Raw genomic sequence first — 24762 nt, forward strand, 5'->3', positions numbered from 1 at the left:
AGTGTCTGAGCCATGACTTCCACCCAACGATCGAGCAAACAACCGGCGGCCAAGACACGGCGATACCCCCGCCTCGGCTCGAAGCCTGTCGCCGTGGCGGCCGAAGACGCTGCCGCCTACGGCCAGGCCGCCAAGTTCCAGCGCGTGTTCGAGGCGGCCTATGGCAGCACCGGCGAGAACCGCCCCCTCTGGGTCTTTCGCGCGGCTGGCAACGACGCGGCGCACGGCATCCTGCTCTTCAACCGCCAACAAGCGGCCGAAATGGCGGCATCCCCGGTCAGGGCCAGAGTCATCGACGAATGGTTCGCCGCCTCCGGACTGGAGCGCCGCAAGGACCTGCAGATCGCGCTCAACCTCACGCCCTCCATGCTGTCGCGCAAGGGCGGCGGCGACAAGGACCTGGACGCCGCCGTGACCGAGCGCATGCTGCGCCACTCCGACCTCCTGGTCCGGGCCGCCGAGGTTTTCGGCGAAGACGGCCCGGCCTGGATGACCAAGTCCCATCCGCTGCTCGACGGCAAGACACCGCTGGAATTCGCGTCCAACGAATTCGGCGCCGAGCGTGTGCGCGAAATCCTGAATGCGATCGAACACGGGGGCGTCGTTTGACGCTGCCCGTCTGGCGCATCGCGAGCACCAGGAATCTCACGCTCGACACCCTGTGGATCGGCTCCACATTGGCTGCCGGGCGATGGCATCCCATGCCGCCTGTCGGAAAACCGGTGGTCTACGCGGGTTCGAGCCGGTCCATCTGCCAACTGGAAATGCGCGTGAATTGCAACGGCATTGCGCCGAGGAATCTGGCGCTGATGCGGCTCGACTTGCCCGATGAGGCGACGCTCGATGCGAGCGTCATGTCCGCCCTGCCCGCGGACTGGGTGACGAACCAGGCTCTGACGCAGGCGGTCGGGCTGCAATGGCGCGAGCGGGGCCAGACCTTGGGCCTATGGGTTCCTTCAGCAGTCGAGCCGGGCGACCTGAACCTGGTCATCAATCCCGATCACCCTCAGTACCGGCACATCGCGGTGCATGTCGAGCGCAATCCTTTCGAGTTCGATCCCCGGATGTTCAACTGAAGCGCCTCACTGGCCCGCTTCGACGGGTTCGGCCGCATCAGCTTCGATCTCGGCCACCACGCGGCTGGCCGCCACCTGATCACCGTTCGAGACATGCACCGCCGCGAGCCTGCCGCTCAACGGCGCGGTGTGGACGTGCTCCATCTTCATCGCCTCCAGCGTCACGATCGGCTGGCCGGCCCGGACCTGCTGACCCACCTCGGCCAGTACGGCAACCACGCGTCCATTCATCGATGCGCGCAGCTTGCCGTCCCCGCCCGACTCGCCTTGTCGCACCGAGGCAGCGCGGCTCTTGTCCTCCACATGCAACGAGAGGCCGCGGTAGTGCATGAGCAGCATCGGGCCATCGCGATGGTAGGTAGCGCTTTCGAGCACGCCGTCGCAGATGACTCGCACCGCGTCGTCGCCGAGCGTGATCAACTCGATGGCAAAAGTCTTTCCGTCCAAGGTGACATCGAAGTGCCGCCGTTCGGACAGCACCATGCTGACACTGCGAAGCTGCCCGGCAAGTTCGAAGCGCGCCGATATGGGCAGGCTGTGCCACATGCGACGTCCTTGCGGCTGTGGGCGACGCTCGCCGGTCGTCTCGTAGAGAAGCACGGCGGCGAGCGCCGCGGCCCGCTCTTGCGTGACGGCGTCTGTCGCAAGCAGTTCGTCGTGGTGCTGGCCAATGAAGGCCGTCGTCGCTCCGCCGCTTGCGAATACCGGATGCGAAATGCAACGCCGCAGGAAAGCCTGATTGGTCGTCACGCCGAGCGCCACCATGTCTTCAAGGCCTGAGACGAGCTTTCGCCGCGCCTCGTCGCGCGTGCGGCCGTGACTGATGATCTTCGCGACCATCGAGTCGTAGAACGGCGGGATTTCGCCGCCGTCCTGCAACGCTTCTTCAACGCGCAATCGCGCGGGCATCCTCCAGAGTGCGACCGCGCCGCTTTGCGGCATGAAGCCCTTGTCGACATCTTCCGCGCACAGCCGCACTTCGATCGCATGGCCGTCAAAACGGACTTGCTCCTGGGACAACGGCAGCGGCTCGCCGGCCGCGACGCGCAGTTGCAGTTCCACCAGATCCAACCCGGTCACGGCCTCGGTCACGGGGTGCTCCACCTGCAACCGCGTGTTCATCTCCATGAAGTAGAAGTTGCCTTCGCGATCGAGCAGGAATTCGAGCGTTCCCGCGCCTTCGTAGCGAATCGCCTTGACCGCCGCCACTGCCGTCGCGCCCATGCGCTCGCGGAGTTCGGCATTCACTGCGGGCGACGGCGCCTCCTCGATCAGCTTCTGATGGCGCCGCTGCACCGAGCAATCGCGTTCGCCAAGATGGATCGCGTTGCCGAGGCGATCCGCAAAGACCTGGATCTCGATATGGCGCGGCTCGACGATGGCACGCTCGAGGATCACCTCCGGATTCCCGAACGCGCTCTGCGCCTCCGAGCGCGCGCTGCGCAGCAGGTCAGGAAACTCCTCCGCGGACGAGACAAGCCGCATGCCGCGGCCTCCCCCACCGGCCGTGGCCTTGATCATCACCGGGAAGCCGATGCGCGCGGTCTCTCGTACCAGGCGCTCCTCGCTCTGGTCGTCGCCCTGGTAGCCCGGAATGCAAGGCACGCCGGCCGCCTGCATCAAGGTCTTGGCGCCGGCCTTGTTGCCCATCGATGCGATGGCCTCGGCCGAGGGGCCGATGAAGACCAGTCCCGCGTCCTTGCAAGCCCGCGCGAAATCTTCGTTTTCCGCGAGAAAGCCGTAGCCCGGATGCACCGCGTCGGCACCGCTGAGCCTTGCGGCTTCGATGATCGCCGGGATGTTCAGATACGACTGCGCCGGCAGCGGTTCGCCAATGCACACGGCCTGATCGGCCTCTTGCACGTGGCGCGCCTGGGCGTCCGCGGTGGAGTAGACGGCCACGGTGCGATAACCGAGCGAGCGCGCGCTGCGGATCACGCGCAATGCGATCTCGCCGCGATTGGCGATGAGCAGCTTGTGAAATGGAGTGGCGTGGGAAGTGGGTGCGGGTGCGGGTGCGGTCATGAATGGAACCCGTAGGTCATGGGCGGGCCACCGAGAACTGCATCTTTTGCGGCTGGCGCAATTCAGCTTCCCGGCAGATCGAGAGCACGTTCGAGAGCACGGCGCGCGTGTCGCGCGGATCGATCACGCCGTCGTCGAGCACGCGCGCGCTGGTGGTGAACACGCTCATCTGGCTGTCGAAGCGCTCGATGATGCGGCGCTCCAGATCGTCGAGCTTCGCCTGGTCGACCTCGCCCTTGCGCTTCATCGCCGCCTCGGTGACCATGACCATCGTCCTGGCAGCTTGCTCGCCCCCCATCACCGCAGTCTTGGCATTCGGCCATGAAAAGCAGAAGCGCGGATGAAAGCCGCGGCCGCACATGCCGTAGTTGCCGGCCCCGAAGGATGCGCCGCAATAGATCGTGATCTGCGGCACAGTGGCATTGGTCACGGCCTGGATCATCTTCGAGCCGTGCTTGATCATGCCGCCCTCCTCGTAGTCCTTGCCCACCATGTAGCCGGTCGTGTTGTTGAGGTAGAGGATGGGCGTCTTCGACTGGCAGCAGGCCTGGATGAAGTGCGTGGCCTTGGTCGCGCCGGCCAGGTCGATCGGGCCGTTGTTGGTCACGATGCCCAGCGGCAGTCCTTCGATCTTGATGTGGCCCACCACCGTGGCGCTGCCGTAGTTTTCGCCGAACTCGAGAAACTCCGAGTCGTCGGCGATGCGCGCGATCACCTGCTTCATGTCGACCGGGCGCTTGGGATCCATCGGCATGATGCCGAGCAACTCCTCGGCGTCGTGGCGCGGCGGCTTGTAGCGCCGCGGCGGCTCCTGTGGCAGGTCGCGATTCCAGTCGATGTTGGCGAGGATCTCGCGCGCAATGCGGATGGCGTCGCGGTCGTCCTCTGCAAGATAGTCGCCCAGGCCCGAGATCGAGGTGTGCATCACCGCGCCGCCGAGTTCTTCTTCGGTCGCGATCTCGCCGGTGGCGGCCTTCAGCAGCGGCGGCCCGGCCAGGAAGGCCCGCGAACGCCCGCGCACCATCACGATGTAGTCCGACAGGCCCGTCTGGTAGGCGCCGCCTGCCGTCGATGAGCCGTGCGTCACGGTGATGACGGGCAAGCCGGCGGCCGACATGCGCGCGAGGTTGCGAAACAGGCTCCCGCCGGTGATGAATTCCTCGACCTTGTAGGTCATGAGGTTGGCGCCCGCGCTTTCGACGAGTTGCACGTAGGGCAGTTTGTTCTCCAGCGCAAGTTCCTGAATGCGCAACTGCTTCGGAATGCCCATCGGCTGCAGCGCACCGGCATCGATGCCGGAATCAGATGCATTGACCATGACGCGCACGCCGGAGACCCAGCCGATGCCGGCGATCACGCCGCCCCCCGGAACGCTTTTCTCCAAGTCGGGGTTGTCCAGGCCCAGTCCCGCAAGCGATGAAATCTCGAGGAAAGGCGTGCCGGGATCGAGCAGAAGAGACAGCCGCTCGCGTGGGAGCAGTTGGCCGCGCTTCTCGAAGCGTTCGCGTGATTTGGCCGATGTCGCGATGCTGCGCTGCTCGTAACCACGCACGCGCTCGATCAAGGCCTTCATGCCTTCGGCGTTCGCCTTGAAGGCCTCGCTGCCGCTGGAAATGGTCGATTCAATGGTTGCCATTCGTCGAGCTTAGGCACCGGGTCCCGGCCGGTCTTGCGCGAAGTGGCTGCATCGCCGTCAGGCACGCAGACGAACCCGGAATTTGGGGATCAGCGCGGAGGGCCCGTACGAGCGCTTGCTGCGCCGGAAACCCGGCAGTCCCATGTCCTGTTCGAAGTTGAGCCAGGTGACCGGGCGCGCGAAGGCGCGGCAGAAGTGCTGGAACATGTGCGGATAGATGCCGATATGGCTGTCGAGGCCTTTGGCGAAACGCATCACGAACACGCCGGGCTGCAGCGCCTGCGCCAGGACGAAGCCTGCGGGGAAACCGTTCGCGAAATGGACAAAGCCTTCGAATCCGAAGCGCGCGGCATGGTCGAGCGCTTCGATGCAGGCCGCTTCATCGGCTTCACCCTTGCTTTTTCCCTTTTGCGCCATCCAGCCGCGCAGCACCTCGCGTGCCGCGCCGGTCCATGCTTCGCCGAAGGGCTCGGCCGAGAGGGTGTGGGTGGCCAACAACTGCCGTACTTGGCTGCGTTTCGCGGCGAGCGCGCGGCCCGGGTAGTCCGCGAACTGTGTCGCTGCGTAGAGATAGTCGGCGTCGTCCGGTGAATCCGACAGGCTGAAGACCTCGGATGGCAGCGCGTCGGCATCGCGCCGCGCTACCGGATAGAGGCAATCGTGGCCTTCGAGCAGCCCGAGCAGGACTTCGAGCGGCGCGTCCGCGGACGCAAACAGGGGCATCAGGTGTCGTGTTCCGTCGTAAGTTCGACCCGACACGCACGGCCACTCGCCGGGAAGATAGCGATAGTCGTGCGCGGCACGGAACAGATAGAGATTGGGGAAAGTGTGGTCGGACAGACACCACTCGGCGCTGCCCTCGCGCAGCCGCGAAAGCGCCGCCTCGATCGGCGCCTGCATATCGAGCGCCAGCGGCAATCCGGTCATGCGTCGGCGTCATCCACCTTGCGCACGCCGGGTGCCGGCGGGTCGGCGGGAGGACCGGCGAAGCATTGCGCGATCGACAGCCATTGCTTCGCGCTGCCTTGCGTATAGCGCAGCGCCGTGTCCGCGACGTTGCGCCGCTGGGTCACGAGCAGACAGAAATCGAGCGCGGTGCCGCGCACCGACTCCGTCGAAGTCGGATCGCCCCAACGCCAGGTTTCGCCGTCGGGCGCTTCGAGTTCGATGTACGGCACCACGGGCGGTACCGGCAGTCCTCGATTGACAAAGGTCCACCCGAAGGTCGTGACGCCAATGTGCGCGATGTGCTTCAGGCGCGCCGTGCCGGGCCTGCGGCGCCGGAGCACGTCCCACACATCCTGGCCATGCGCCCAGGTCTCCATCAGGCGCGCTGTGGCGAAGGAGCGCGCGCTCATCATCGGCCCGTACCAGGGCAGCCGCGCCTTGGGGTCGAGGCCCGCGAGCACATCGGTCAGGCGCATCGCAATCGGCTCCCAGAGCGCGAGAAGTGCTGCACCGTCGAGGTGGCCGTATTTGTCGCGCGCGATCGCGCTGAACTCCTTGCCGGCGGCGAGCATCTCGTTGAGCACCTGGGCATCGCGTGCGAAGGCGTCTGCATCGGTGACCGCGAGCAAGGCGGTCTCGTCGAAGAAGCAGAGGTGGGCCACTTCGTCCCAGGGCGTCCAGCCGTAGAACTCGCTGCGCAGGCGCCATTGCGCGGGTGTCAGCGTGCGGCAGAGGTCCGCGAGCGCACGGTATTCGGCGCGGAGATCGTCGGCGGTATCTTTCATCGTGCTTGCCCTGGTTATCTCAGCGGCCGATCAAAGGCCGAGTTGGCGCGCCGCCAGGTCTTTCATGACCTCCTCGGAGCCGCCGCCGATCATCATGACCTTGACCTCGCGGTAGATGCGTTCGCTGCGCGTGCCGCGCATGAAGCCCATGCCGCCGAGAAGCTGCACGGCCTGGTCGGCGCAGAACTGCATTGCCTGCGTGGCCTGCACCTTGGCCAGGCACACGCGCGCCACCAGGCGTGCAGGGTCGGCCAGCTTGTGCTCGATGCGGTAGGCCAGGTCGTAGACCAGCGTGCGTGCGGCGTCGATGCGCAGCGTCATGTCCATGAGCTTGTGTCTCACTACCTGGCGTTCGGACAGCGGCATGCCGAAGATGGTGCGCTGCCGCGCCCAGTCGACAGCCTCTGCCAAGCACACCTCCGCAAAGCCGCAGGCCGACGCCGACATGAAGAGGCGCTCGCTGTTGAAGTTGTTCATGAAGGTCTTGAAGCCCTTGTTCTCGACGCCCACGAGATTCGCCGCAGGCACGCGGCAGTTCTCGAAGCGCAGATGCGCCGTGTCGGAACTCCACCAGCCCATCTTCTTGAGCGGCGAGCGCGTGAGGCCGGGCGTGTCGCCGTCGATCACCAGCACCGAAATGCCGCCGGCACCCTTGTTGGCCGGGTCGGTGCGCACGGCGGTGGTGATGAAATCGGCGCGCATGCCGGACGTGATGAAGGTCTTCTCGCCGTTGACGATGTAGTGGTCGCCTTCACGGACGGCCGTGGTCTTCAGGGCCGCTACGTCCGAGCCGCCCGAGGGCTCGGTCACGGCCAGCGCCGCGATCTTCTCGCCGGCGAGCACCCGCGGAATCACACGCTGTTTGAGCGCCTCGCTGCCCGCCAGAAGGATGGGCGGCAAGGCGATACTGTGGGAGTTCAGCGAGGCCTGCAGGCCGCCACCGCCGCAACGCGCGAATTCTTCGGCCACCACGATTTGATAGAACACGTCTGCCGGGGTGCCGCCGTAGGCCTCCGGATAGCCGAGGCCTTGGACGCCAAGGGACGCTGCGCGCGCATAGAGTTCGCGGGGGAAGGTCTCGGCCTCATCCCATTCGGCGACGAAAGGCGTGATTTCCTTCGCCACGAATTCGCGCAGGCTGGCGCGGAACTGCTCATGCTCTGGCGAGAAATAGAAAGGGAGCGGCGGCGCCTCCAGAAACTCCATGGATGTCTCCTTGTCAGCCAAGGCTAGCCGCACCGAGGCCGGACGGTCTTGCGCCGACTGGCTACGACTGCGGGTCCACCTCGGCGTCCGGATCGTCCTTCGCCGGCCGATACCAGCGTGGATAGAACAGCGCCACGCGCGGTCCGTCGCTCGCCAACGCGTGGCAGCCGTCGAGCTGGAAGGGCTTCTCCGTCTCCGACACCGTGAGGTTGGTGCCGGCGAGCGTCTGGATGACGCCGGTCGCCATGGTCCGAAGCAACTCCGACATGTGGGTGCAGCCGCGAATCCCGCCGAAAAGCTTCGAGATGTGACGGTTGAATCCCGCCCCCACGCGCAGGCCGATCAGCCCCGCGTAGTTCGGCGCGATGTCGCCGCAGGCATCGGGAAACGGCGAATCCTCCGTTGCGGCGACTGCATCGACGATCAGCGCCGAGTTGTCCACCGTGAGCCGCAGCCACATCGAATGGATCGCCTCACCGCCCGGCCTTTCGCCGCCCGGAAACTTGAAATGCTGGTCGCGAACGTCGCGAAGGTGACCTTCGATGTCCCAGAGGCCATCGTTGCGGCGATAACCGCGGATGGTGATGGTTCGGCCGTGGGCAGGCGCGCGCTCGGCGGTAGGTGGAGGCAATGACATGGCAGATGCCGCGCAGGAAAGAAACATGGAACAAGGAAGCAGCGGCCACGCGATCATGCCCCAGCGCCTCGTCGGCTGTCTCCCCCGCAGCGCTTGCCCCCACGCAGCGAGTTGGCGCAAGCGTCGCCCCGCCCTCCTCGCCTAAGCTCGCTTCATCCGTTGCCATAGAGGACCGTTCGCCATGACCACGCCCACGCCCGCCGCCGTGCAGAAGACCGTTCGCATCGGGGGTGCCTCAGGTTTCTGGGGCGACAGCATGGTGGCGGCGCCGCAGTTGGTGAAGCTCGGCCGCCTCGACTACCTGGTGTTCGACTATCTGGCCGAAACGACGATGGCGATCCTGGCCGCGGCGCGCGCCAAGAAGCCGGAGATGGGCTATGCCACGGATTTCGTCGACATCGCGATGAAGCCGGTGCTGGCAGAGGTCAAGCGCCAGGGCATCAAGGTCGTGAGCAATGCCGGCGGCATCAATCCGCACGGCTGCGCTGCCGCGCTCCAGGCACTGGCCGAGGCCGAAGGCGTGGCACTGCGCATCGCGGTGGTCGAAGGCGATGACCTGAGTGCGCAGATGCCCGTCGTGCGCGATGCCGGCGCGAAGGACATGTTCACCGGCGAGTCGCTGCCTGAGAAGGTATTGAGCGCCAACGCCTACCTGGGCGCACTTCCCATTGCCGCCGCGCTGGCAGCGGGCGCCGACGTGGTCATCACGGGCCGCTGCGTCGACAGCGCCGTCACGCTCGGCCCGCTGATGCACGAGTTCGGCTGGCGCGCCGACGACTACGACCTGCTCGCCTCGGGCAGTCTGGCGGGCCACATCATCGAATGCGGCTGTCAGGCGACGGGCGGCCTGCACACCGACTGGGCAGATATCCCCGACTGGGCTCACATCGGCTATCCGATCGTCGAATGCCATGCCGACGGCAGCTTTGTCGTGACCAAGCCCGAAGGCACCGGCGGCAAGGTGATACGGGCATGCGTGGCCGAGCAACTGCTCTACGAGATCGGCGACCCGGGCGCCTACATGCTGCCCGACGTGAGTTGCGACTTCCGGGACGTAACGATCGAGCAGCAAGGCGCCGACCGGGTGCACGTGAGCCCGGCGCGAGGCCGTGCGCCGTCGCCGAGCTACAAGGTCTCGGCAACCCAACTGGACGGTTTCCGTTGCGCTGGGAGCATGGTGATCGTCGGTATCGATGCCGAGAAGAAGGCGGTGCGCACGGCCGAGTCGATCATCGAGCGAACGAGCGAAATCCTCGCCGAAATGGGCCTGCCGCCGTTCACGTCGACCTACATCGAGGTGATCGGCGCTGAATCGCTCTATGGCCCGCACGCGCGTACGCGGCATGTGCGCGAGGTCATGATGCGCGTGGTTGCCAACCATCCCCAGAAGGCCGCGCTGGCGATGTTCGCGCGCGAGATTGCACCATCGGGTACTTCGTGGTCACCCGGCACCACGGGGCCCGGTGGCGGCCGGCCGGCGGTGTCGCCGCTGATCAAGCCCTTCGCCTTTTTGCTCGCCAAGGAGACGGTGCCGATGGCTTTCGTGCTCGATGGTCGACGACACGCGGTGGCGGTGCCGCCGGTCGGCGGCTCGTCGCCGGCTGTGGCGATCGCCGAGCTTCCGGCCTTCGTGGAAGACGGTGGCCAGCAGGTGGAAGTGCGACTGATCGAACTGGCGTGGGCGCGCAGCGGCGACAAGGGGAACCTGTCGAACATCGGCCTCGTCGCGCGTCGGCCCGAATGGCTGCCTCTCCTCTGGTCGCGCGTCACGCCCGAGGCGGTGGGCGCGTATTTCGCGCACATGGTGCACGGCAAGGTCGAGCGCTTCTACCTGCCGGGCATCGCGGGAATGAATCTGCTGCTCCACGATGCGCTGGACGGCGGCGGCCCCTCCTCCATGCGCATAGACCCGCTCGGCAAGGGGATGGGGCAGATGCTGTTGGATATGACGGTGCCGATACCGATTGCGGAGGCTTCGAAGCTGCTTTGAGCACCTCGGCGGCAGCCTAATAAACCCAGTCCTCGTGCCGCACCGGCAACCGGTTCAGCGCATCCCGGTACACGCGCCATTGCGGCATGAACCTGTCCATCAACGCTTGGAAACGGGCGTTGTGCGTCGGCTCCAGCAGATGCAGCATTTCGTGAACCAGCACGTACTCGGCGCACTCCGGCGGCTTCTTTGCCAGCTCCGTGTTCAACCTGACGGAGCGCGAACCGGGGTTGCAACTGCCCCACCGAGTTCTCATCTGCTGTACGAAAACGCGATCCACCGTGACTCCCAGCACCGCCTGCCACTTGGGCAGCAGTTCCGCCACCATCGACTTGAGCTGCGTTCGATACCACTGGGCCGCCACGGCTTCCATCACCGCAAGGTCCGCGCCTGGAGAAACCCTCAGGACGATCTGCCGATGCTTCAGCTCCACGCAGGACGGCCCCTTGGGATCCTCCACGCACTCCAGCAGATAACGCCGTCCCCACAAGTAGTGGCTTTCCCGGTCCAGGTACTCGCGCGGCGTCTCCCGGACCTGATCTTGGAGCTTCTGCCGCTGTGCCTTGATCCAGGCCAGCTTTGACAACGCGAACACGCGCACCGTGTCCATCTTCATCCGCAGCGGCGCCGCGATCCGCACCCGCCCCGTTGGCGGATACACGCTCAGATGGAGGTTCTTGATGTCCTTGAACTCCACATCCACCGCCACATCGCCCAATGTCAGCGCATGCATCATCGGTCCCTTAGTACTCCGGCTGCGCCTTCACCACGAGGAAGATGTGCTCCACCTCGCGCGGGTCGCGCAGCACCTCGTACAAGGCCTTCTTGATCACCTGCTCGCGCGACTGCACCCCCCGCCAATCGTCGGGCCGCACCTTGCGCACCACCTCGTCTATCCGCAGGGCCACGCCCACAGCGCGCTGCTGGTTCCAGGCCACCTCATGCGGCGATAGCGGCTCCGAGGCCACCACCCCCTTCGAGTCGAAGGCCACCGCGTATGGCTTGAGATTGTTGAAGATGGCGCGCTTCCCGCGCGTATCCAGTCGTGCGGGCATGTTCTCCGCCTTGCCCGACTCCACCATCTTCGCCAGCGCCTCGTATTGTTTGAGCAATGCCTCGTAGTTGCAGGCCTGTTGCTTGCGCAATTGCACCAGTTCGTCAAGCAACGCCGACATCGACTCGAAGAACGCCGGATCGCTCAGATGCTCCTTGACGATCTTGCTGCGAACGTTGTTCTCGATCGTCTCCGCGATGGCGTCCTTGTCGCCCCTGAGATTTGCCAGCCGATCTGCAATAGCCTGCCCGACGCCGCTCTTCACGATCAGGGCCAACAACCCCAACTGATCGAATGGCGAAATCTTGCGCGGCTCCCCTGCCTCAATGTACGTATCGATCAGGTGGCGCATGTCCGCCTCGTAAGCCTTCAGGTCCAGCGACTCCCCGCTGGCCTGACGCACGATATCGCGCACGTCCACGTAGTGCCTGAGCCGCTCCTTGATACGTGTCACATCCGCCTGCGTGAACCCGGCCGTGGCCATATCGTCGGCCAGATTGGCGTAGGCACGCACCAGCGTCGCCGTCGCCTTGTACAGCGTCGAGCGCTGCGGCTCTCGCTCCACCAGATCAGAGGCGATCTCCGTATTCCCGCAGAAATAACGGATGTGCTCCAGCGTCCCCTGCGGCGGCGCCACCGGCTCGCACAGCAGCGCCAGCGCCTCCAGCGCCGCGTCCAGCCGCTCCCGGCCCTTCGCCAGCCGGCTCTGCATCATCACTTCAGGGTCCGTACCGCCCGCGCTGTGGTCCAGCTCAGAGGTGTAGACCGCGATCGCCTTCTCCACCTTCTTGAACAGGTCCTTGTAGTCGACCACATAGCCGAATTCCTTGTCGTCCCCGTCCAGCCGGTTCGTGCGGCAGATTGCCTGAAACAGGCCGTGGTCCTGCATCTTCTTGTCCAGATACAGGTAGGTGCACGGCGGCGCGTCGAACCCCGTCAGCAGCTTGTCCACCACCACCAGCAACTTCATGCTCGCCGGCTCCTTGATGAACAAGGCCTTCGCCCACTCCTCGTAGGTCTCTGTCTTCGTCATCCCAGGCTTCGCGTTCACGCCCTCAAGCAGCGCCGTATAGGTCTTGTGAATGAACTGCTTATCCGTCTCGGTGTTTGCGCCCGTTTCCTCGCGCGTCACATCCTGAGGGTTCGGGTTGTACGAAGTCACCAGCGCGCACCGGCCCTTGAACGGCGTCTCCTTGAACAGCGAGAAGTACCGGCACGCCTCATAAATGCTCGACGCCACCAGGATCGCGTTGCCCTTGCCATCGTTGAGCCGCGGCCTGATGCTGAAGTCATACACGATGTCCGCGACCACCCGGTCCATCCGCGCCTTCGAACTCAGCAGGCGCTGCATCGTGCCCCATTGCTGCTTCAGCTCGTTGCGCTGCCAGTCGTTCAGGCCGCGCGTCTTTACCTCGAACCACGTGTCGATCCTGGCCTGCGAACCCAGCCACTGATCGATGTCGCGCGCCTCGTAGACCAGATCCAGCACCACGTTGTCCTCCACCGCCTCGCTGAACTTGTAGGTGTGGATGTAGCCGCCGAACACCTCCAGGCTGGTCTGCTTGTCCTTCTTCAACAACGGCGTTCCGGTGAAACCGATGAACACCGCGTTGGGCATCAGCGCCGTCATCACCTTGTGCAGCTTGCCGCTTTGCGTGCGGTGGCACTCGTCCACGAACACGAACACCTCGCCGACCGTGGAACTCGGCTCGGCCCGCAACGCCTGGATGTAGGCTTCGAAATCGTCCACATCCTTGCGGCCGAACTTGTGGACCAGCGAACATAGAAGGCGCGGCCTGGGTTGACCGAGTTGCCGCATCAACTCGCGCCCGCTGCCGCTGCGCTGAATGGATTCGCCCGCCTCGGAAAAGACGCTCTCGATCTGCTTGTCCAACTCATCGCGGTCGGTGATGACCACCACCCGCGCGTTGGGGTTGTTCTCCAGAATCCACTTGGCGAGCAGCACCATCACGATGCTCTTGCCGCTGCCCTGCGTGTGCCAGATGATGCCGCCCTTCTTCTGGCTAACGTGCTCCTGCGCGGCCTTGATGCCGAAATACTGGTGCACACGCGGCAGCTTCTTGATGCCTCCGTCGAAGAGCACGAAGTCGTGCATCAACTCGATCAGCCGGTGCTTGCCGCACATCTTGAGCAGGTATTTGTCGAGCTTGAGGCGGCTGTCGTCGGCCTCGTCCTCCTTCCATTTCAGGAAGTACTTTTCAAGCGTGCCGACCGTGCCGTACTTCAGCCCTTCGGAATCGTTGCCCGCAAAGACGAACTGCACCGTCGAGAAAAACGACTGGTTGAACGCCGGCTGCTGATTGGAAAGACACTGCCGGATGCCTTCGCCGATGCTCACGCGGCTGTTCTTCAGCTCGATCACGCCGATGGCGATGCCGTTGACGTAGAGCACCAGGTCCGGCCGCCGCTCCAGGCCGCCCTTGAGCGTGACTTCCTCTGCGATGGCGAAGTCGTTGTTCTCGGGCTGGTCCCAGTCGATGAGGTGAACCGTCTCGGTGACCTTGCCCGCCTCGACCTTCACCGGCACGCCATAGCGCAACAGGCTGTAGACCGCCTGGTTGTTGCCGTAGGGCGTGCGGCTGTGGTTGCCGGCCTCGGTCTGCAGCTTGTGCAGGGCAACGCCGATTTGCGCCGGGCTGTTGCCGCGCCGGGCGAGCCAGTCCGAGAGCAAGCCTGTTTCGATATTGCTGTTTCCGCCTCGGTCGGACCAGTCGCCGAGGTAGAGATAGCCGAGTTCATCGCGAAACAGCGCGATCACGCGCTGCTGAGTGGCGCGTTCGGGTTGCCCGACGGTGCTCATGCGGCGCTCCCGCGCCTGCCAAACATGATGGTCGATGACTTCATACCAGTCGAATCCTCCCTGTGAGCAACTCTTGCATCATGCCTTGCTTGATCTGACGAGCCTTGGTGAGCTTGGCTTCCAAGGCTTCGATTTCAGCGTCCATTTCGGAGAGCACGGTCGCAATGGCTGCCTGCTCTCCTATCGAAGGTAGTGCGACTTCCAAACTCTTGACGACATTCCAGTCCGAACGAGGCATATGCGTCCCATATGCGGTACTGGCCGCATCGACGAAGCGATCGGTCTTCACCAACTGAAATAGATACTGAGAAACGAGCATGGATTGCTTGGCCGCCATTACCCAAATCTCCGTAGAACAGACGCCCCCTCTATCGGCATGCCAGTACTTTCTGAGGTATGCCCGCAGCTTCCCGAACAAAACATCATTCTTTTGAAATACCGATTTCAAGGATGAGTTCTCTGACGTTGCAGTAGCGCCGATGAGTCGGCCGCTGTCCTGTTCGATGTGCTCCAACTCGACACAAAAATCTACGGAAGCCGACGAGCGGGGATCGACTCTCTCTTTGCGTAAATGGACAATTTCCCCAAATGCCATTTTCCTCCACTTGGCGCAGTGACCTTCAAGTCGTCGCGTCCCGGCGAGCAATTCCTGCATCGCGCCCCGCCTGATAGAGCGCTTCTTAGCGAGAAGCTGCTCAAGAGATTCGATCAGGGAATCCACATCACCCAAAGCTTCGGCTATAGCCTCCTGCTCAGAGAGTGAAGGCACCTGAACTTCAATATTGCGCAAAATTCCGAGATTGATATGAGGCACGCCTGTTTGAATGGTTTCATCTCGAATAATGTCCTGCTGTGCCGAGCTACTGAACACGTAGTAGTAAAAGAGCGGATGGCAGATTTTTCGATTGAGAGTGACCTTCATTTGACTTTGGGAAACCAAATAGCGATCGAAAGGAGCATCCGGCACCAAACTCACTTGCCCAAGTGTCCCGCGCTGAGTGAATACGAGATCGTTCGGTTTCGCCAAGTTGGCGTCCAACGACTGCGCCTTCGCAGGAGTCACACATGCGAACTTTCCTGACACAAGCCTTCCGCCCATGTTTTGCCCACGAATGACAGGTACTCCCTCATCTACATAGTCTTTAGATACCAAGTCCGATCCAAACGGTCCACCGACGATCGCGTTACGAATGGGAGCAGCCAGCTCTCGAACCGGAGCAATCTGCCAATCTTCAGGGATCACTCCCAATGCACTCTCTTTGTACGCGGGCTTCAATTCCATGAAAACCCCATTTCTACAAGATGTGCGTCAACCTTGACCGACAGTTTGCGGACACGATCCTCCACTTTCGGTAGCGAAATCTCGTAGCAGTCGACGAGTTCTGCGAGACGCCTCGCAAGCTGTTGACTTACACGATTCATCTCACCGTGTACGGCTTCATCCAATACTTGAAGCCATTTGTCGTCAACTGCCAGTTCCTTGGTCTCGGACTCCGAAAGCTTCGCGTAATGCGCATAGGCCTTCGCGTCGAGGTCAGCCTCGGCATCCTTCAATTTCCGACTGAGCACAGCCTCTTCGGTCGCCAGCACGAGCCAGTCCTTCAGCGCTTTCAGTTCCTCCGCCCATTCAGCCCCCTGCCCGAGTTCGCGAATACGGTCTTTGACATTGCCGACCGTCATCTTCTCCACGCTCGAGAAAGTACCCTCTTCGCCGCTGTGCTCCTCCTCAAGCTCCGATCGTTTGGCTGCCGTCTTTTCCAGTTGCATCGTCAGGCCATCAATCGTTGCCTGTTCCTCGCCGTAGTAGCGCGCAACGATCAATGTCTTCGGGATCAGGTCGCAGGTCCACCCCTTGTCCTTTTCCTTGCCCTTCTTGTCTTTCTCGATGACTCGGTAGGTCTCGGCCTTCCAGCCGTCGTCGGCAATGAGGTAGCAGTCGTCCTGCATCACATCGGCCCAGTAGTCCATCAGGTGCTGGTAGACATCGTAGGCATCAATCAGCGGCTGGCCGATGTAATGCGCGAGCAGGCCCTCCGACAGTTCGGCGATGAGTTCCTTGGGATGGAATCCGGTTTTCAGCCCCTTGAGCCTGACCGTGGCGGCCTTGCGCCAAGTGGCGAAATGGGCGTTCTGCTTCTCGATGAAAGCCTTGAATTCGGGGTGCCCGTAAATGGTGGACTTGATGTCTGACTTGGAGACCGCGAGGTCCGCGTAGCCGGGCCGGTTTGGCTTGAAGAGGGTCTGTCGAAGTTGCGGGCAGACCCGCCAGTACCGTGCCAGCGCCTCGATGTCTTCGACGGGAATGCCGCCTTGCAGGTGGCCTGCGATGTCCTGCCTGTCTTCAGTCTGCTGATTGGCGATGTAGCGTGGCAGGTTAAGGTTGTGGTCATTCTTCTCGATGTCGTCGAAGCTGACCATGCGCGAGTAGCCGGGCAGTTCGAGGCCACGCATGAACACGTCGACGATCTTGTGGATGTCTTTGTCACGCAGGCGGTTCTTGGGGCCGTCCTTCATGAAGCCTTGGCTGGCGTCGATCATGAAGATGCCTTTGCGCGTGTGTGCACCTTCCTTGTCGAGCACCACGATGCATGCGGGGATGCCGGTGCCGTAGAAAAGGTTGGCGGGCAGCCCGATGATGCCTTTGATGTAGCCCTTGCGAATGAGCGCGCGGCGGATGTCGGCTTCGGCATTGCCACGGAACAACACGCCATGCGGCAAGATGCATGCGCCCTTGCCGGTGGTCTTGAGCGAGCGGACGATGTGCAGCAGGTAGGCGAAGTCGCCCTGCTTGTCCGGCGGTACGCCGAAGGGGTCGAAGCGTTGCCAGCGGTCGTTGAGCGGGTCGAGGCCAGTGCTCCATCGCTTGTCGGAGAACGGCGGATTGGCGACGACGTAGTCGAAGGTCTTGAGGGAGTTGCCTTCCATGAACTTGGGATCGGCCAGCGTGTTGCCCTGCGCGATGAGTGCGGTCGGGTTGTTGTGCAGGATCATGTTCATGCGGGCGAGGCCGCTGGTGGCGGAGTCTTTTTCCTGCCCATAGAGGGTGACATCGCCCCGCGCCTCGTCGGCGACCTTCAGCAAGAGCGATCCGGACCCGCATGTCGGGTCATAGATGGTGGTGCGCGGTCCCGTCTCGACGTGACGGATGCCGAGGACCTGGGCGACGACGCGGCTGACTTCGGCCGGCGTGTAGAACTGCCCTTTGCTCTTGCCACTCTCGGTGGCGAAGTGCCGCATGAGGTATTCGTAGGCGTCGCCGAGGATGTCGTCGCCGTCGGCGCGGTTCCGGGAGAAGTCGAGCGCCTTGTTCTCGAAGATGGCGATGAGGTTGGTGAGGCGTTCGACCATCTCCTTGCCGCTGCCGAGCTTGCTGGCGTCGTTGAAGTCGGGCAGGTCGAACAGCTCGTTGGCCTTGGCCAGCGGGGCGATGATCTTCTTGTTGATCTTGTCGCCGATGTCGCTCTGGCCTTTGAGCGCGACCATGTTCTTGAAGCTGGCGCCCTTGGGGATCGTGATGGGGCCGTACATCTGGCCGTCGTACTTGTCGCTGACGTATTTGACGAAGAGCAGCACGAGGACATAGTCCTTGTACTGGCTGGCGTCCATGCCGCCGCGCAACTCGTCGCAGCTCGACCAGAGGGATGAATAGAGTTCGGATTTCTTGATGGCCATGTGCGGCTTGTTCAGTGCGAGGTTGCTAGGTCAGCAGGGTTGAATATTTCTTCGCGCGAAGCTGGGCAACGGCGTCGTCAGTGGATTTCCAGGGGTCGCCCTTGAGTCTGGTGACGAGCTGGTTCCAAACGCGGTTGAATGCGCCGACCGCGTCCAGTTCGTTGAAGCGGATGCCTGCGGGCAAGAGGGGTTCGATGTCTTCGGTAAGGCTGCGTGTGAGCTTTTGCAGCATTCGCTGCTCGGCCATCGCGCGCGTGATCGGGTTGCCTTCGAGCGCAAGGTAGTGCTCGAAGCAGGCAACCAGCTTGTCCGCGTTCAGCGTGAGTTGATCAAGGCCGTGATGGAGGTCGAACAGGTCGCGGTTCTTGCGCCGCTGCAAGAAAGCACGGAGCTTTGTACCGAATAGTTCTTCGGGCTCGAAGGAGGCAATTTCGGCCTTTGCTTGATACCAGTCGCTGTCTACCGCAAAGGGGTACGGCTTGATGCCGAACAGATGGTCATGCTCACGGGTATTGATCTCGACCTTGAGCTTCAGGACGGCCTGCGGATCGGCCTCGGGTGCGAACCTGAAGATCAGATGCATGGAATGTCCGGCCTGCTCGCGGTTGCATTTTCCGAGCCATGACAGGGCATCGCGGATGGCGTCGATGGTCGGCCCGATGGGCGCGGGCCGGGTCTGCACCAGGTCGATGTCTTCAGAGTAACGCAGCGGCTGCTTGAACAGGAGTTTGTGAATGGCCGTCCCGCCGCGAAACGCGATCTTGCCGGCCAGGGCGGGTGCATTGAACAGGTCGCACAACGCGCGGCAGATGATCAGGTCCTGCTCGACCTGTCGTGGATCTGGCCAAGGCGTCCCCGCGCTCCAGGCCTGAATGTATGCAGAGGGGATCAAGTGTCGACTTCCAGGGTTTCATTGATGATCAGCTTCCATCTCGAATCCTTCTCTTGGAGGTCGGGGAGCGATTCGATCAGCGGTTTCACAGAGGGATCCAGAGGAACGAGCGTCCTGGCTTTCTTGGCGAAGGATTCGAGCGCCCGGGCTTGTCGTTCGTGACCGGCTCGTTCCAGCAGATAGCCGAGCCGGCAGACCGAAGCGTTTTCATAGGCATTGGCAATGCGAGCCAGCAAACGCGGGTCGGCCTGGGCGCCGATGTCACTCGCGATCTGCGCGACACCGCTGATGCCGGCGGCCTTGTGCAGGTAGCGGGCGGAATCCAGCAAGGTCAACTCGACGCCGGCAACTTTGGCAAAGCCGGCAGCGCTTTTCAGTTTCGCCAGATACTCGGGCCGGTTGACCTGCTCAAACGCCGTGGGGGTCTGGTAGAGAAACTGGAGGCGATGGCGACCGATCTCGAAGTCCCGCAGTTGCCGAGGCACGACCACCTGGAAAACCATGGCCGCCTGATGAGAGGAGCCGTGGAACGCAGCCGCCCTAAGCAACGAAACGCGATAGTCGAGATTCTGGTGCTTCATCAGGGGGCCGATCCATTGCGCCGGATCCGGCGCACCGGCGATCTGGTCTTCGGGGCGAAGAATGAGATAGAACCCGTGTCGCGGATTGGCCAGCCGCCGCTTCTTCGTCAATCGCGTAATGGATGCGGCAAGGGTTCTAGGCTGAACGCCGAGAGCGGTCAGTGCTTCCTCCTGGGAGAAGTAGCCGCGACCGTGTTCGAGTTGAGCGTCAAGAAAGTGGCCTAGCGAAGGCATTCCGAATCATACGCAAAACTCTACACAATTCGTCGTTTTTTGCATACGATTTGGAATAAGCCGGGCGCGCTGGTCAAACAGCAGCTTCCGGTTGCATAGTGCGCGGATGCTCTCCGTCTTCGACATCTTCAAAATCGGCATCGGGCCGTCGAGTTCGCACACGGTCGGTCCAATGCGCGGCGCGCGCATGTTCGCGGACACGCTGGAACGCGAAGGATTGCTGGCGCGGACTGCACGCGTCCATGTGATCCTCTACGGTTCGCTTGGCGCGACCGGTCGCGGCCACGCGACCGACGTGGGCGTCATCCTCGGCTTGCTCGGCGAGGCGCCGGACACCGTCGACCCCGCGGCGGTGCAGCCTCGGATCAATGCCATGCGGCACTCGGGCGAGCTGATGTTGCTCGGGCGTCATCCGGTTGCGTTTCAGCAACTGCGCGACATCGAGTTTGCGGGCGACGAATCCCTGATCGAGCACCCCAATGGAATGCGACTGGCCGCGCTCGCCGCCGATGGCATGGTGCTGACGGAGCGCTGTTACTTTTCCGTCGGCGGCGGCTTCGTGGTGGAACGCGGCGCCGCCGCCGGGCTCGCGGAAACATCGGGTGTTCTCGCTTGGCCGTATCCCTTTCAAACGGGCGACGAACTGATGTCGCAGGCCAAGGCCAGCGGCTTGTCGATCGCGCAGCTCATGCTCGCCAATGAGAGCGTCTGGCGCACACCGGCGGAGGTCCGCACGGGTTTTGCGCATCTGGCGCGTGATGCAGGAATGCGTGCGACGCGGCTTCGGCATCGACAACGCCGCCGCTTCCGATCGCCTGCCCGGCTCGCTCAACATCCGTCGTCGTGCGCCGCAGCTCCACCGCGAATTGCTGGCGCGCGACGGCGGCATCGAAGGCGCCGATCCGCTGGCGGCGATGGATTGGATCAACGCCTTCGCGATGGCCGCCAACGAAGAAAACGCAGCAGGCGGACGCGTCGTCACGGCGCCGACCAACGGCGCAGCGGGCGTCGTGCCTGCCGTGCTGCACTACTACGACAAGTTCGGCCGGGGTGCATCGGAAGACGGCATCGTCGAATTCCTGCTCACCGCTGCTGCCATCGGCATGCTCTACAAGGCCAATGCGTCCATCTCGGGCGCGGAAGTCGGCTGCCAGGGCGAGGTCGGCGTCGCCTGCTCGATGGCAGCCGGCGCCCTCGCGGCCGCGATGGGGGGCACGCCGGCGCAGGTCGAGAATGCCGCCGAGATCGGCATGGAGCACAACCTCGGCCTCACTTGCGACCCGGTCGGCGGGATGGTGCAGATCCCCTGCATCGAACGCAATGCGATGGGCGCCGTCAAGGCCATCAATGCCGCGCGCATGGCCCTGCGCGGCGACGGCAGCCACTATGTGTCGCTCGACGCGGTGATCCGCACCATGATGCAGACTGGCGAGGACATGAAGTCGAAGTACAAGGAAACGTCGCTGGGCGGTCTGGCGGTCAACGTCGTGGAGTGCTGACCACGAGAGGCGCAACTGTCGCGTCCGCAACCTTCGAGCAGGGCGAAGCTCGCTAAGCTGCGATGCATGAGTGTTTCGGAGGTTGCCCAGCATGAACACGACCGAATCCATGACCGAGCAGGTACGCCGCTCGGTACTCGCCATGCCAATGGCGCAAACGCTGAAGCTTGCGTTTCGCCGAATCGAACCCGGTGATGTGGAACTGGAGATTCCGGTGCAGGACGCCTGGTGTTTTCGACCTGGGCAGCTCCAGGCCACCGCGATCTTCGCCGCAGCCGATTTCGCGGCGGTGTCGGCGGCCGGTACGCTGTTGCCGCCGGGCTTTATCAACGCGACGATTGATGCATCGTTGAAGCTCGTGGCGCCTGCGCGTGGCAGTCACCTGGTCGCGCGAGGGCGCGTGGTGAAGGCTTCGCGCACGCTCACAGTGTGCGCGGCCGATGTGTTTGCCGTGGATGGTGGCAAGGAAACGCTGTGCGCCACCTTGCTGGGGACCGCCCGGAACATCGATGCGGCTACGGCGCCGTGATCGCGAGCCGGGGGTCTCGGATCACTCCCACTCGATCGTCGCCGGCGGCTTGCTGCTCACGTCGTACGTCACGCGATTGATGCCGCGCACCTCATTGATGATGCGGCCCGACACCTTCTTGAGCAGCGCATAGGGCAATTCGGCCCAGTCCGCCGTCATGAAGTCGCTGGTCTGCACGGCGCGCAACGCCACGACATAGTCGTAGGTGCGCCCGTCGCCCATCACGCCTACGCTCTTCACCGGCAGGAAGACGGTAAAAGCCTGGCTCGTGAGGTCGTACCAGCTCTTGCCGGTAGCGGGATCGATGAAGTTGCGCAGTTCCTCGATGAAGATCGCATCGGCACGGCGCAGCAGGTCGGCGTATTCCTTCTTCACCTCGCCGAGGATCCGCACACCCAGCCCAGGGCCCGGGAACGGATGGCGATAGACCATCTCCGGCGGCAGGCCCAGCGCCACGCCCAACTCGCGCACTTCGTCCTTGAACAGGTCGCGCAGCGGCTCCAGCAGCTTCAGGCCCAGTTGCTCGGGGAGGCCGCCGACGTTGTGGTGGCTCTTGATCGTGACAGCCTTCTTGCTCTTGGCGCCGCCGGACTCGATCACGTCCGGGTAGATGGTGCCCTGGGCCAGCCACTTGGCGCCCTTCGCGCCCGCGCTGGTGAGCTTGGCCGCCTCCTGCTTGAACACGGTGACGAACTCGCCGCCGATGATCTTGCGTTTGGCTTCCGGATCACTGACACCCGCCAGCTTACCGAGGAAGAGCTCGCTCGCGTCGACACGGATCACCTTGGCGTGCAGCTTGCCGACGAACATGTCCATGACCATGTCACCTTCGTTCAGCCGCAGCAGGCCGTGGTCAACGAAGACGCAGGTGAGCTGGTCGCCGATCGCGCGATGGATCAGCGCAGCAGCCACCGACGAGTCGACGCCGCCCGAAAGTCCGAGGATGACCTCCTCGTCGCCCACCTGCTGGCGGATGGCTTCGACGGCTTCCGCGATGTGATCGCGCATGACCCAGTCGGGACGTGCACCGCAGATCCCGAGCACGAAGCGATCGAGGATTGCCTTGCCCTGCTGCGTGTGCGTGACTTCGGGGTGGAACTGCACGGCGTAGAAATGCCTGTCCTCGTCGGCCATGCCGGCGATCGGGCAGCTTTCGGTCGACGCCATCAACTTGAAGCCGGGCGGCAACTCGGTGACCTTGTCGCCGTGGCTCATCCAGACGTTGAGCATGCCGTGACCTTCGTCGGTCGTGAAATCGACGATGTCCTTGAGCAGTTCGGTATGGCCGCGCGCCCGAACAGCCGCAAAGCCGAATTCGCGCTTGTGCCCGCCCTCGACCTTGCCGCCCAACTGGTGCGCCATGGTCTGCATGCCGTAGCAGATGCCCAGCACCGGCACGCCGAGTTCGAACACCGCCTGCGGCGCCTTGTCGGTCGTGTCTTCGTAGACGCTGGCGTGGCTACCCGAAAGGATGACGCCCTTCAGGCTGCCGTCTTTCGCGTAGTCGCGAATCCACGCGTCCGTGACGTCGCAGGGGTGCACCTCGCTCAGCACGTGCGCCTCGCGCACGCGACGGGCAATCAGTTGCGTGACTTGCGAGCCGAAATCGAGAATCAGGATCTTCTGGTGTTGCATGACTGACCGATCACTCGGCGCGGTAATTGGGCGCTTCCTTCGTGATCTGCACGTCGTGCACGTGGCTCTCGCGAATGCCTGCGGTGGTGATTTCGACGAACTCGGCCTTGTTCTTCATGTCCTCGATCGTGGCGCAGCCGCAGTAGCCCATGCTGGCCCGCAGGCCGCCGGACATCTGATAGACGATGGACACCATCGAGCCCTTGTAGGGAACCCGGCCCTCGATGCCTTCAGGCACGAGCTTGTCGGCGTTGGGATTGCCGGTGGTGGATTCCTGGAAGTAGCGGTCAGCACTGCCCTGCTGCATCGCACCAATGGAACCCATCCCGCGATAGCTCTTGTAGCTGCGGCCCTGGAACAGCACGATCTCGCCCGGTGCCTCCTCGGTGCCGGCGAACATGCCGCCCATCATCACCGTGCTCGCGCCGGCGGCAATGGCCTTCGCAATGTCGCCCGAATAGCGGATGCCGCCGTCGGCGATGAGCGGAATGCCGGTGCCCTGCAATGCGGTCGCGACGTTGTCCACCGCCATGATCTGCGGCACGCCGACGCCGGCCACGATCCGGGTGGTGCAGATCGAGCCCGGGCCGATACCGACCTTGACTGCATCGGCACCCGCATCAGCCAGCGCGCGGGCTGCGTCGCCGGTGGCGATGTTGCCGCCGATCACGTCGACCTGCGGATAGTTCTTCTTGACCCAGCGAACCCGCTCGATCACGCCGGCGCTGTGGCCATGTGCGGTGTCGACGACGATCGCATCGACGCCGGCCTTCACGAGCGCCTCGACGCGCTCTTCGGTGCCCTCGCCCACGCCGACCGCGGCGCCCACGCGCAGGCGACCGCTGGCGTCGCGTGCCGCGTTGGGGAAGCTGGTCTGCTTGGTGATGTCCTTGACGGTAATCAGGCCCTTGAGCTCCCAGGAATCATTGATCACGAGCAGGCGTTCGAGCTTGTGCTTGTTGAGCAGGGCCTTGGCGTCGGCGAGCGTGGTGCCGTCGGGCACGGTGATGAGCTTGTCGCGCCGGGTCATGATCTCGCTGACCGGAGCGTCGTAGCGGCTCTCGAAGCGCAGATCGCGGCCCGTCACGATGCCGACCACCCTGCCGGCATCGCAAACCGGGAATCCGGAGATGCCGAGCTGCTCCGAGAGCGCCATCACCTGCCGGACGGTATGCGTCGGGGTGATCACGACGGGGTCGCGCAGCACGCCCGACTCGTAGCGCTTGACCTTGGCGACCTGGGCGGCCTGCTCTGCAGCGGTGAAGTTCTTGTGGACGATCCCGATGCCCCCTTCCTGCGCCATGGCGATCGCGAGGCGGGCCTCGGTCACCGTATCCATCGCGGCAGAGACCAGCGGGAGATTGAGCGTGATGTTTCGGGAGAACCGGGTGGCGAGAGAGGTGTCCTTGGGAAGGACTTGGGAGTACGCTGGCACCAGCAACACATCGTCGAAGGTGAGCGCTTTGCCGAGAAGGCGCATGGGTGAAGCTCCAAAAGACGGATTGTAACGATGGCTCGACGCCTCCCGATGCCGTGGGAATT

The 24762-nt window shown here is 63.5% G+C and carries 18 protein-coding genes and 1 pseudogene; 5 read left to right on the forward strand and 14 right to left on the reverse strand.

The features are described from left to right. Positions 1 to 12: 12 nt before the first annotated feature. Together AC1DHL_RS18400 and AC1DHL_RS18405 are read left to right on the forward strand one after the other, a co-directional pair. The gene (locus AC1DHL_RS18400) at positions 13 to 609 is read left to right on the forward strand and encodes an antitoxin Xre/MbcA/ParS toxin-binding domain-containing protein (RefSeq protein WP_478162893.1); all 597 of its coding nucleotides are present in this window, start codon (positions 13 to 15) and stop codon (positions 607 to 609) included. Next, positions 606 to 1076, forward strand: coding sequence for an RES family NAD+ phosphorylase (locus AC1DHL_RS18405; protein ID WP_478162894.1), 471 nt, complete (start codon positions 606 to 608; stop codon positions 1074 to 1076). Before AC1DHL_RS18400 ends, AC1DHL_RS18405 begins: the two co-directional genes overlap by 4 nt. A 6-nt stretch (positions 1077 to 1082) precedes the next feature. Here the strand turns inward: AC1DHL_RS18405 and AC1DHL_RS18410 are convergent, their stop codons facing one another. The 6 genes from AC1DHL_RS18410 to AC1DHL_RS18435 form a co-directional block, all read right to left on the reverse strand. Continuing rightward, a complete protein-coding gene (locus tag AC1DHL_RS18410; protein WP_478162895.1) occupies positions 1083 to 3101 on the reverse strand; it encodes an acetyl/propionyl/methylcrotonyl-CoA carboxylase subunit alpha in 2019 nt (672 codons plus the stop codon). Positions 3102 to 3117: 16 nt separating this feature from the next. Further along, entirely contained in the window at positions 3118 to 4737 is a 1620-nt protein-coding gene (locus tag AC1DHL_RS18415) for an acyl-CoA carboxylase subunit beta (RefSeq protein ID WP_478162896.1), read from the reverse strand. 57 nt (positions 4738 to 4794) lie between these two features. After that, positions 4795 to 5664, reverse strand: a complete 870-nt coding sequence (locus tag AC1DHL_RS18420) for a phosphatidylglycerol lysyltransferase domain-containing protein (RefSeq protein ID WP_478162897.1) — start codon at positions 5662 to 5664, stop codon at positions 4795 to 4797. Continuing rightward, positions 5661 to 6470, reverse strand: a complete 810-nt coding sequence (locus AC1DHL_RS18425; RefSeq protein WP_478162898.1) for a TIGR03084 family metal-binding protein — start codon at positions 6468 to 6470, stop codon at positions 5661 to 5663. Before AC1DHL_RS18425 ends, AC1DHL_RS18420 begins: the two co-directional genes overlap by 4 nt. Positions 6471 to 6500: 30 nt before the next feature. Then, positions 6501 to 7676, reverse strand: a complete 1176-nt coding sequence (locus AC1DHL_RS18430) for an acyl-CoA dehydrogenase family protein (RefSeq protein ID WP_478162899.1) — start codon at positions 7674 to 7676, stop codon at positions 6501 to 6503. Between the two features lie 61 nt (positions 7677 to 7737). Continuing rightward, positions 7738 to 8313, reverse strand: a complete 576-nt coding sequence (locus tag AC1DHL_RS18435) for a DUF2889 domain-containing protein (protein WP_478162900.1) — start codon at positions 8311 to 8313, stop codon at positions 7738 to 7740. Positions 8314 to 8494: 181 nt separating this feature from the next. Between AC1DHL_RS18435 and AC1DHL_RS18440 the strand changes: the two genes are divergently transcribed. After that, complete coding sequence (locus tag AC1DHL_RS18440) at positions 8495 to 10303, forward strand: acyclic terpene utilization AtuA family protein (RefSeq protein WP_478162901.1); 1809 nt, start codon at positions 8495 to 8497, stop codon at positions 10301 to 10303. Between the two features lie 16 nt (positions 10304 to 10319). On the opposite strand, the gene AC1DHL_RS18445 is transcribed toward AC1DHL_RS18440, so the two are convergent. The 6 genes from AC1DHL_RS18445 to AC1DHL_RS18470 are packed head-to-tail and all read right to left on the reverse strand — an operon-like array spanning position 10320 to position 19557. Continuing rightward, a complete protein-coding gene (locus AC1DHL_RS18445) occupies positions 10320 to 11039 on the reverse strand; it encodes a M48 family metallopeptidase (RefSeq protein ID WP_478162902.1) in 720 nt (239 codons plus the stop codon). A 7-nt stretch (positions 11040 to 11046) separates the two neighbouring features. Next, complete coding sequence (locus tag AC1DHL_RS18450; RefSeq protein ID WP_478162903.1) at positions 11047 to 14178, reverse strand: type I restriction endonuclease subunit R; 3132 nt, start codon at positions 14176 to 14178, stop codon at positions 11047 to 11049. A 40-nt stretch (positions 14179 to 14218) separates the two neighbouring features. Beyond that, the gene (locus AC1DHL_RS18455; protein ID WP_478162904.1) at positions 14219 to 15460 is read right to left on the reverse strand and encodes a restriction endonuclease subunit S; all 1242 of its coding nucleotides are present in this window, start codon (positions 15458 to 15460) and stop codon (positions 14219 to 14221) included. Continuing rightward, positions 15451 to 17850 (reverse strand): type I restriction-modification system subunit M, encoded by a 2400-nt coding sequence (locus tag AC1DHL_RS18460; protein WP_478162905.1) that lies wholly within the window; start codon positions 17848 to 17850, stop codon positions 15451 to 15453. The genes AC1DHL_RS18455 and AC1DHL_RS18460 overlap by 10 nt, the downstream gene beginning before the upstream one ends. 25 nt (positions 17851 to 17875) lie before the next feature. Beyond that, positions 17876 to 18742 carry a nucleotidyl transferase AbiEii/AbiGii toxin family protein gene (locus AC1DHL_RS18465; protein ID WP_478162906.1) on the reverse strand — a complete coding sequence of 289 codons (867 nt, stop codon included), beginning with the start codon at positions 18740 to 18742 and terminating at the stop codon, positions 17876 to 17878. Beyond that, a complete protein-coding gene (locus AC1DHL_RS18470) occupies positions 18739 to 19557 on the reverse strand; it encodes a type IV toxin-antitoxin system AbiEi family antitoxin domain-containing protein (RefSeq protein WP_478162907.1) in 819 nt (272 codons plus the stop codon). Before AC1DHL_RS18470 ends, AC1DHL_RS18465 begins: the two co-directional genes overlap by 4 nt. A 106-nt stretch (positions 19558 to 19663) precedes the next feature. On the opposite strand from AC1DHL_RS18470, the pseudogene AC1DHL_RS18475 reads away from it, so the two are divergent. Beyond that, positions 19664 to 21056: pseudogene (locus AC1DHL_RS18475) on the forward strand (L-serine ammonia-lyase). 91 nt (positions 21057 to 21147) lie between these two features. Then, on the forward strand, positions 21148 to 21585 hold the full coding sequence (locus AC1DHL_RS18480; RefSeq protein WP_478162908.1) for a PaaI family thioesterase: 438 nt from the start codon (positions 21148 to 21150) through the stop codon (positions 21583 to 21585). Positions 21586 to 21606: 21 nt separating this feature from the next. On the opposite strand, the gene guaA is transcribed toward AC1DHL_RS18480, so the two are convergent. Together guaA and guaB are read right to left on the reverse strand one after the other, a co-directional pair. After that, complete coding sequence (gene guaA, locus AC1DHL_RS18485) at positions 21607 to 23220, reverse strand: glutamine-hydrolyzing GMP synthase (protein WP_478162909.1); 1614 nt, start codon at positions 23218 to 23220, stop codon at positions 21607 to 21609. Positions 23221 to 23230: 10 nt separating this feature from the next. After that, positions 23231 to 24700, reverse strand: a complete 1470-nt coding sequence (guaB, locus tag AC1DHL_RS18490) for an IMP dehydrogenase (protein WP_478162910.1) — start codon at positions 24698 to 24700, stop codon at positions 23231 to 23233. Positions 24701 to 24762 lie beyond the last annotated feature (62 nt).

This window comes from Variovorax sp. 10L426, assembly GCF_056395305.1.

Excerpts from the sequence above, each read along its gene's own strand:
- AC1DHL_RS18400 (WP_478162893.1), top strand. The coding sequence starts at position 13 with ATGACTTCCACCCAACGATCGAGCAAACAACCGGCGGCCAAGACACGG.
- AC1DHL_RS18410 (WP_478162895.1), bottom strand. The coding sequence starts at position 3,101 with ATGACCGCACCCGCACCCGCACCCACTTCCCACGCCACTCCATTTCAC.
- AC1DHL_RS18415 (WP_478162896.1), bottom strand. The coding sequence starts at position 4,737 with ATGGCAACCATTGAATCGACCATTTCCAGCGGCAGCGAGGCCTTCAAG.
- AC1DHL_RS18420 (WP_478162897.1), bottom strand. The coding sequence starts at position 5,664 with ATGACCGGATTGCCGCTGGCGCTCGATATGCAGGCGCCGATCGAGGCG.
- AC1DHL_RS18425 (WP_478162898.1), bottom strand. The coding sequence starts at position 6,470 with ATGAAAGATACCGCCGACGATCTCCGCGCCGAATACCGTGCGCTCGCG.
- AC1DHL_RS18430 (WP_478162899.1), bottom strand. The coding sequence starts at position 7,676 with ATGGAGTTTCTGGAGGCGCCGCCGCTCCCTTTCTATTTCTCGCCAGAG.
- AC1DHL_RS18435 (WP_478162900.1), bottom strand. The coding sequence starts at position 8,313 with ATGTCATTGCCTCCACCTACCGCCGAGCGCGCGCCTGCCCACGGCCGA.
- AC1DHL_RS18440 (WP_478162901.1), top strand. The coding sequence starts at position 8,495 with ATGACCACGCCCACGCCCGCCGCCGTGCAGAAGACCGTTCGCATCGGG.
- AC1DHL_RS18445 (WP_478162902.1), bottom strand. The coding sequence starts at position 11,039 with ATGATGCATGCGCTGACATTGGGCGATGTGGCGGTGGATGTGGAGTTC.
- AC1DHL_RS18450 (WP_478162903.1), bottom strand. The coding sequence starts at position 14,178 with ATGAGCACCGTCGGGCAACCCGAACGCGCCACTCAGCAGCGCGTGATC.
- AC1DHL_RS18455 (WP_478162904.1), bottom strand. The coding sequence starts at position 15,460 with ATGGAATTGAAGCCCGCGTACAAAGAGAGTGCATTGGGAGTGATCCCT.
- AC1DHL_RS18460 (WP_478162905.1), bottom strand. The coding sequence starts at position 17,850 with ATGGCCATCAAGAAATCCGAACTCTATTCATCCCTCTGGTCGAGCTGC.
- AC1DHL_RS18470 (WP_478162907.1), bottom strand. The coding sequence starts at position 19,557 with ATGCCTTCGCTAGGCCACTTTCTTGACGCTCAACTCGAACACGGTCGC.
- AC1DHL_RS18480 (WP_478162908.1), top strand. The coding sequence starts at position 21,148 with ATGAACACGACCGAATCCATGACCGAGCAGGTACGCCGCTCGGTACTC.
- guaA (WP_478162909.1), bottom strand. The coding sequence starts at position 23,220 with ATGCAACACCAGAAGATCCTGATTCTCGATTTCGGCTCGCAAGTCACG.
- guaB (WP_478162910.1), bottom strand. The coding sequence starts at position 24,700 with ATGCGCCTTCTCGGCAAAGCGCTCACCTTCGACGATGTGTTGCTGGTG.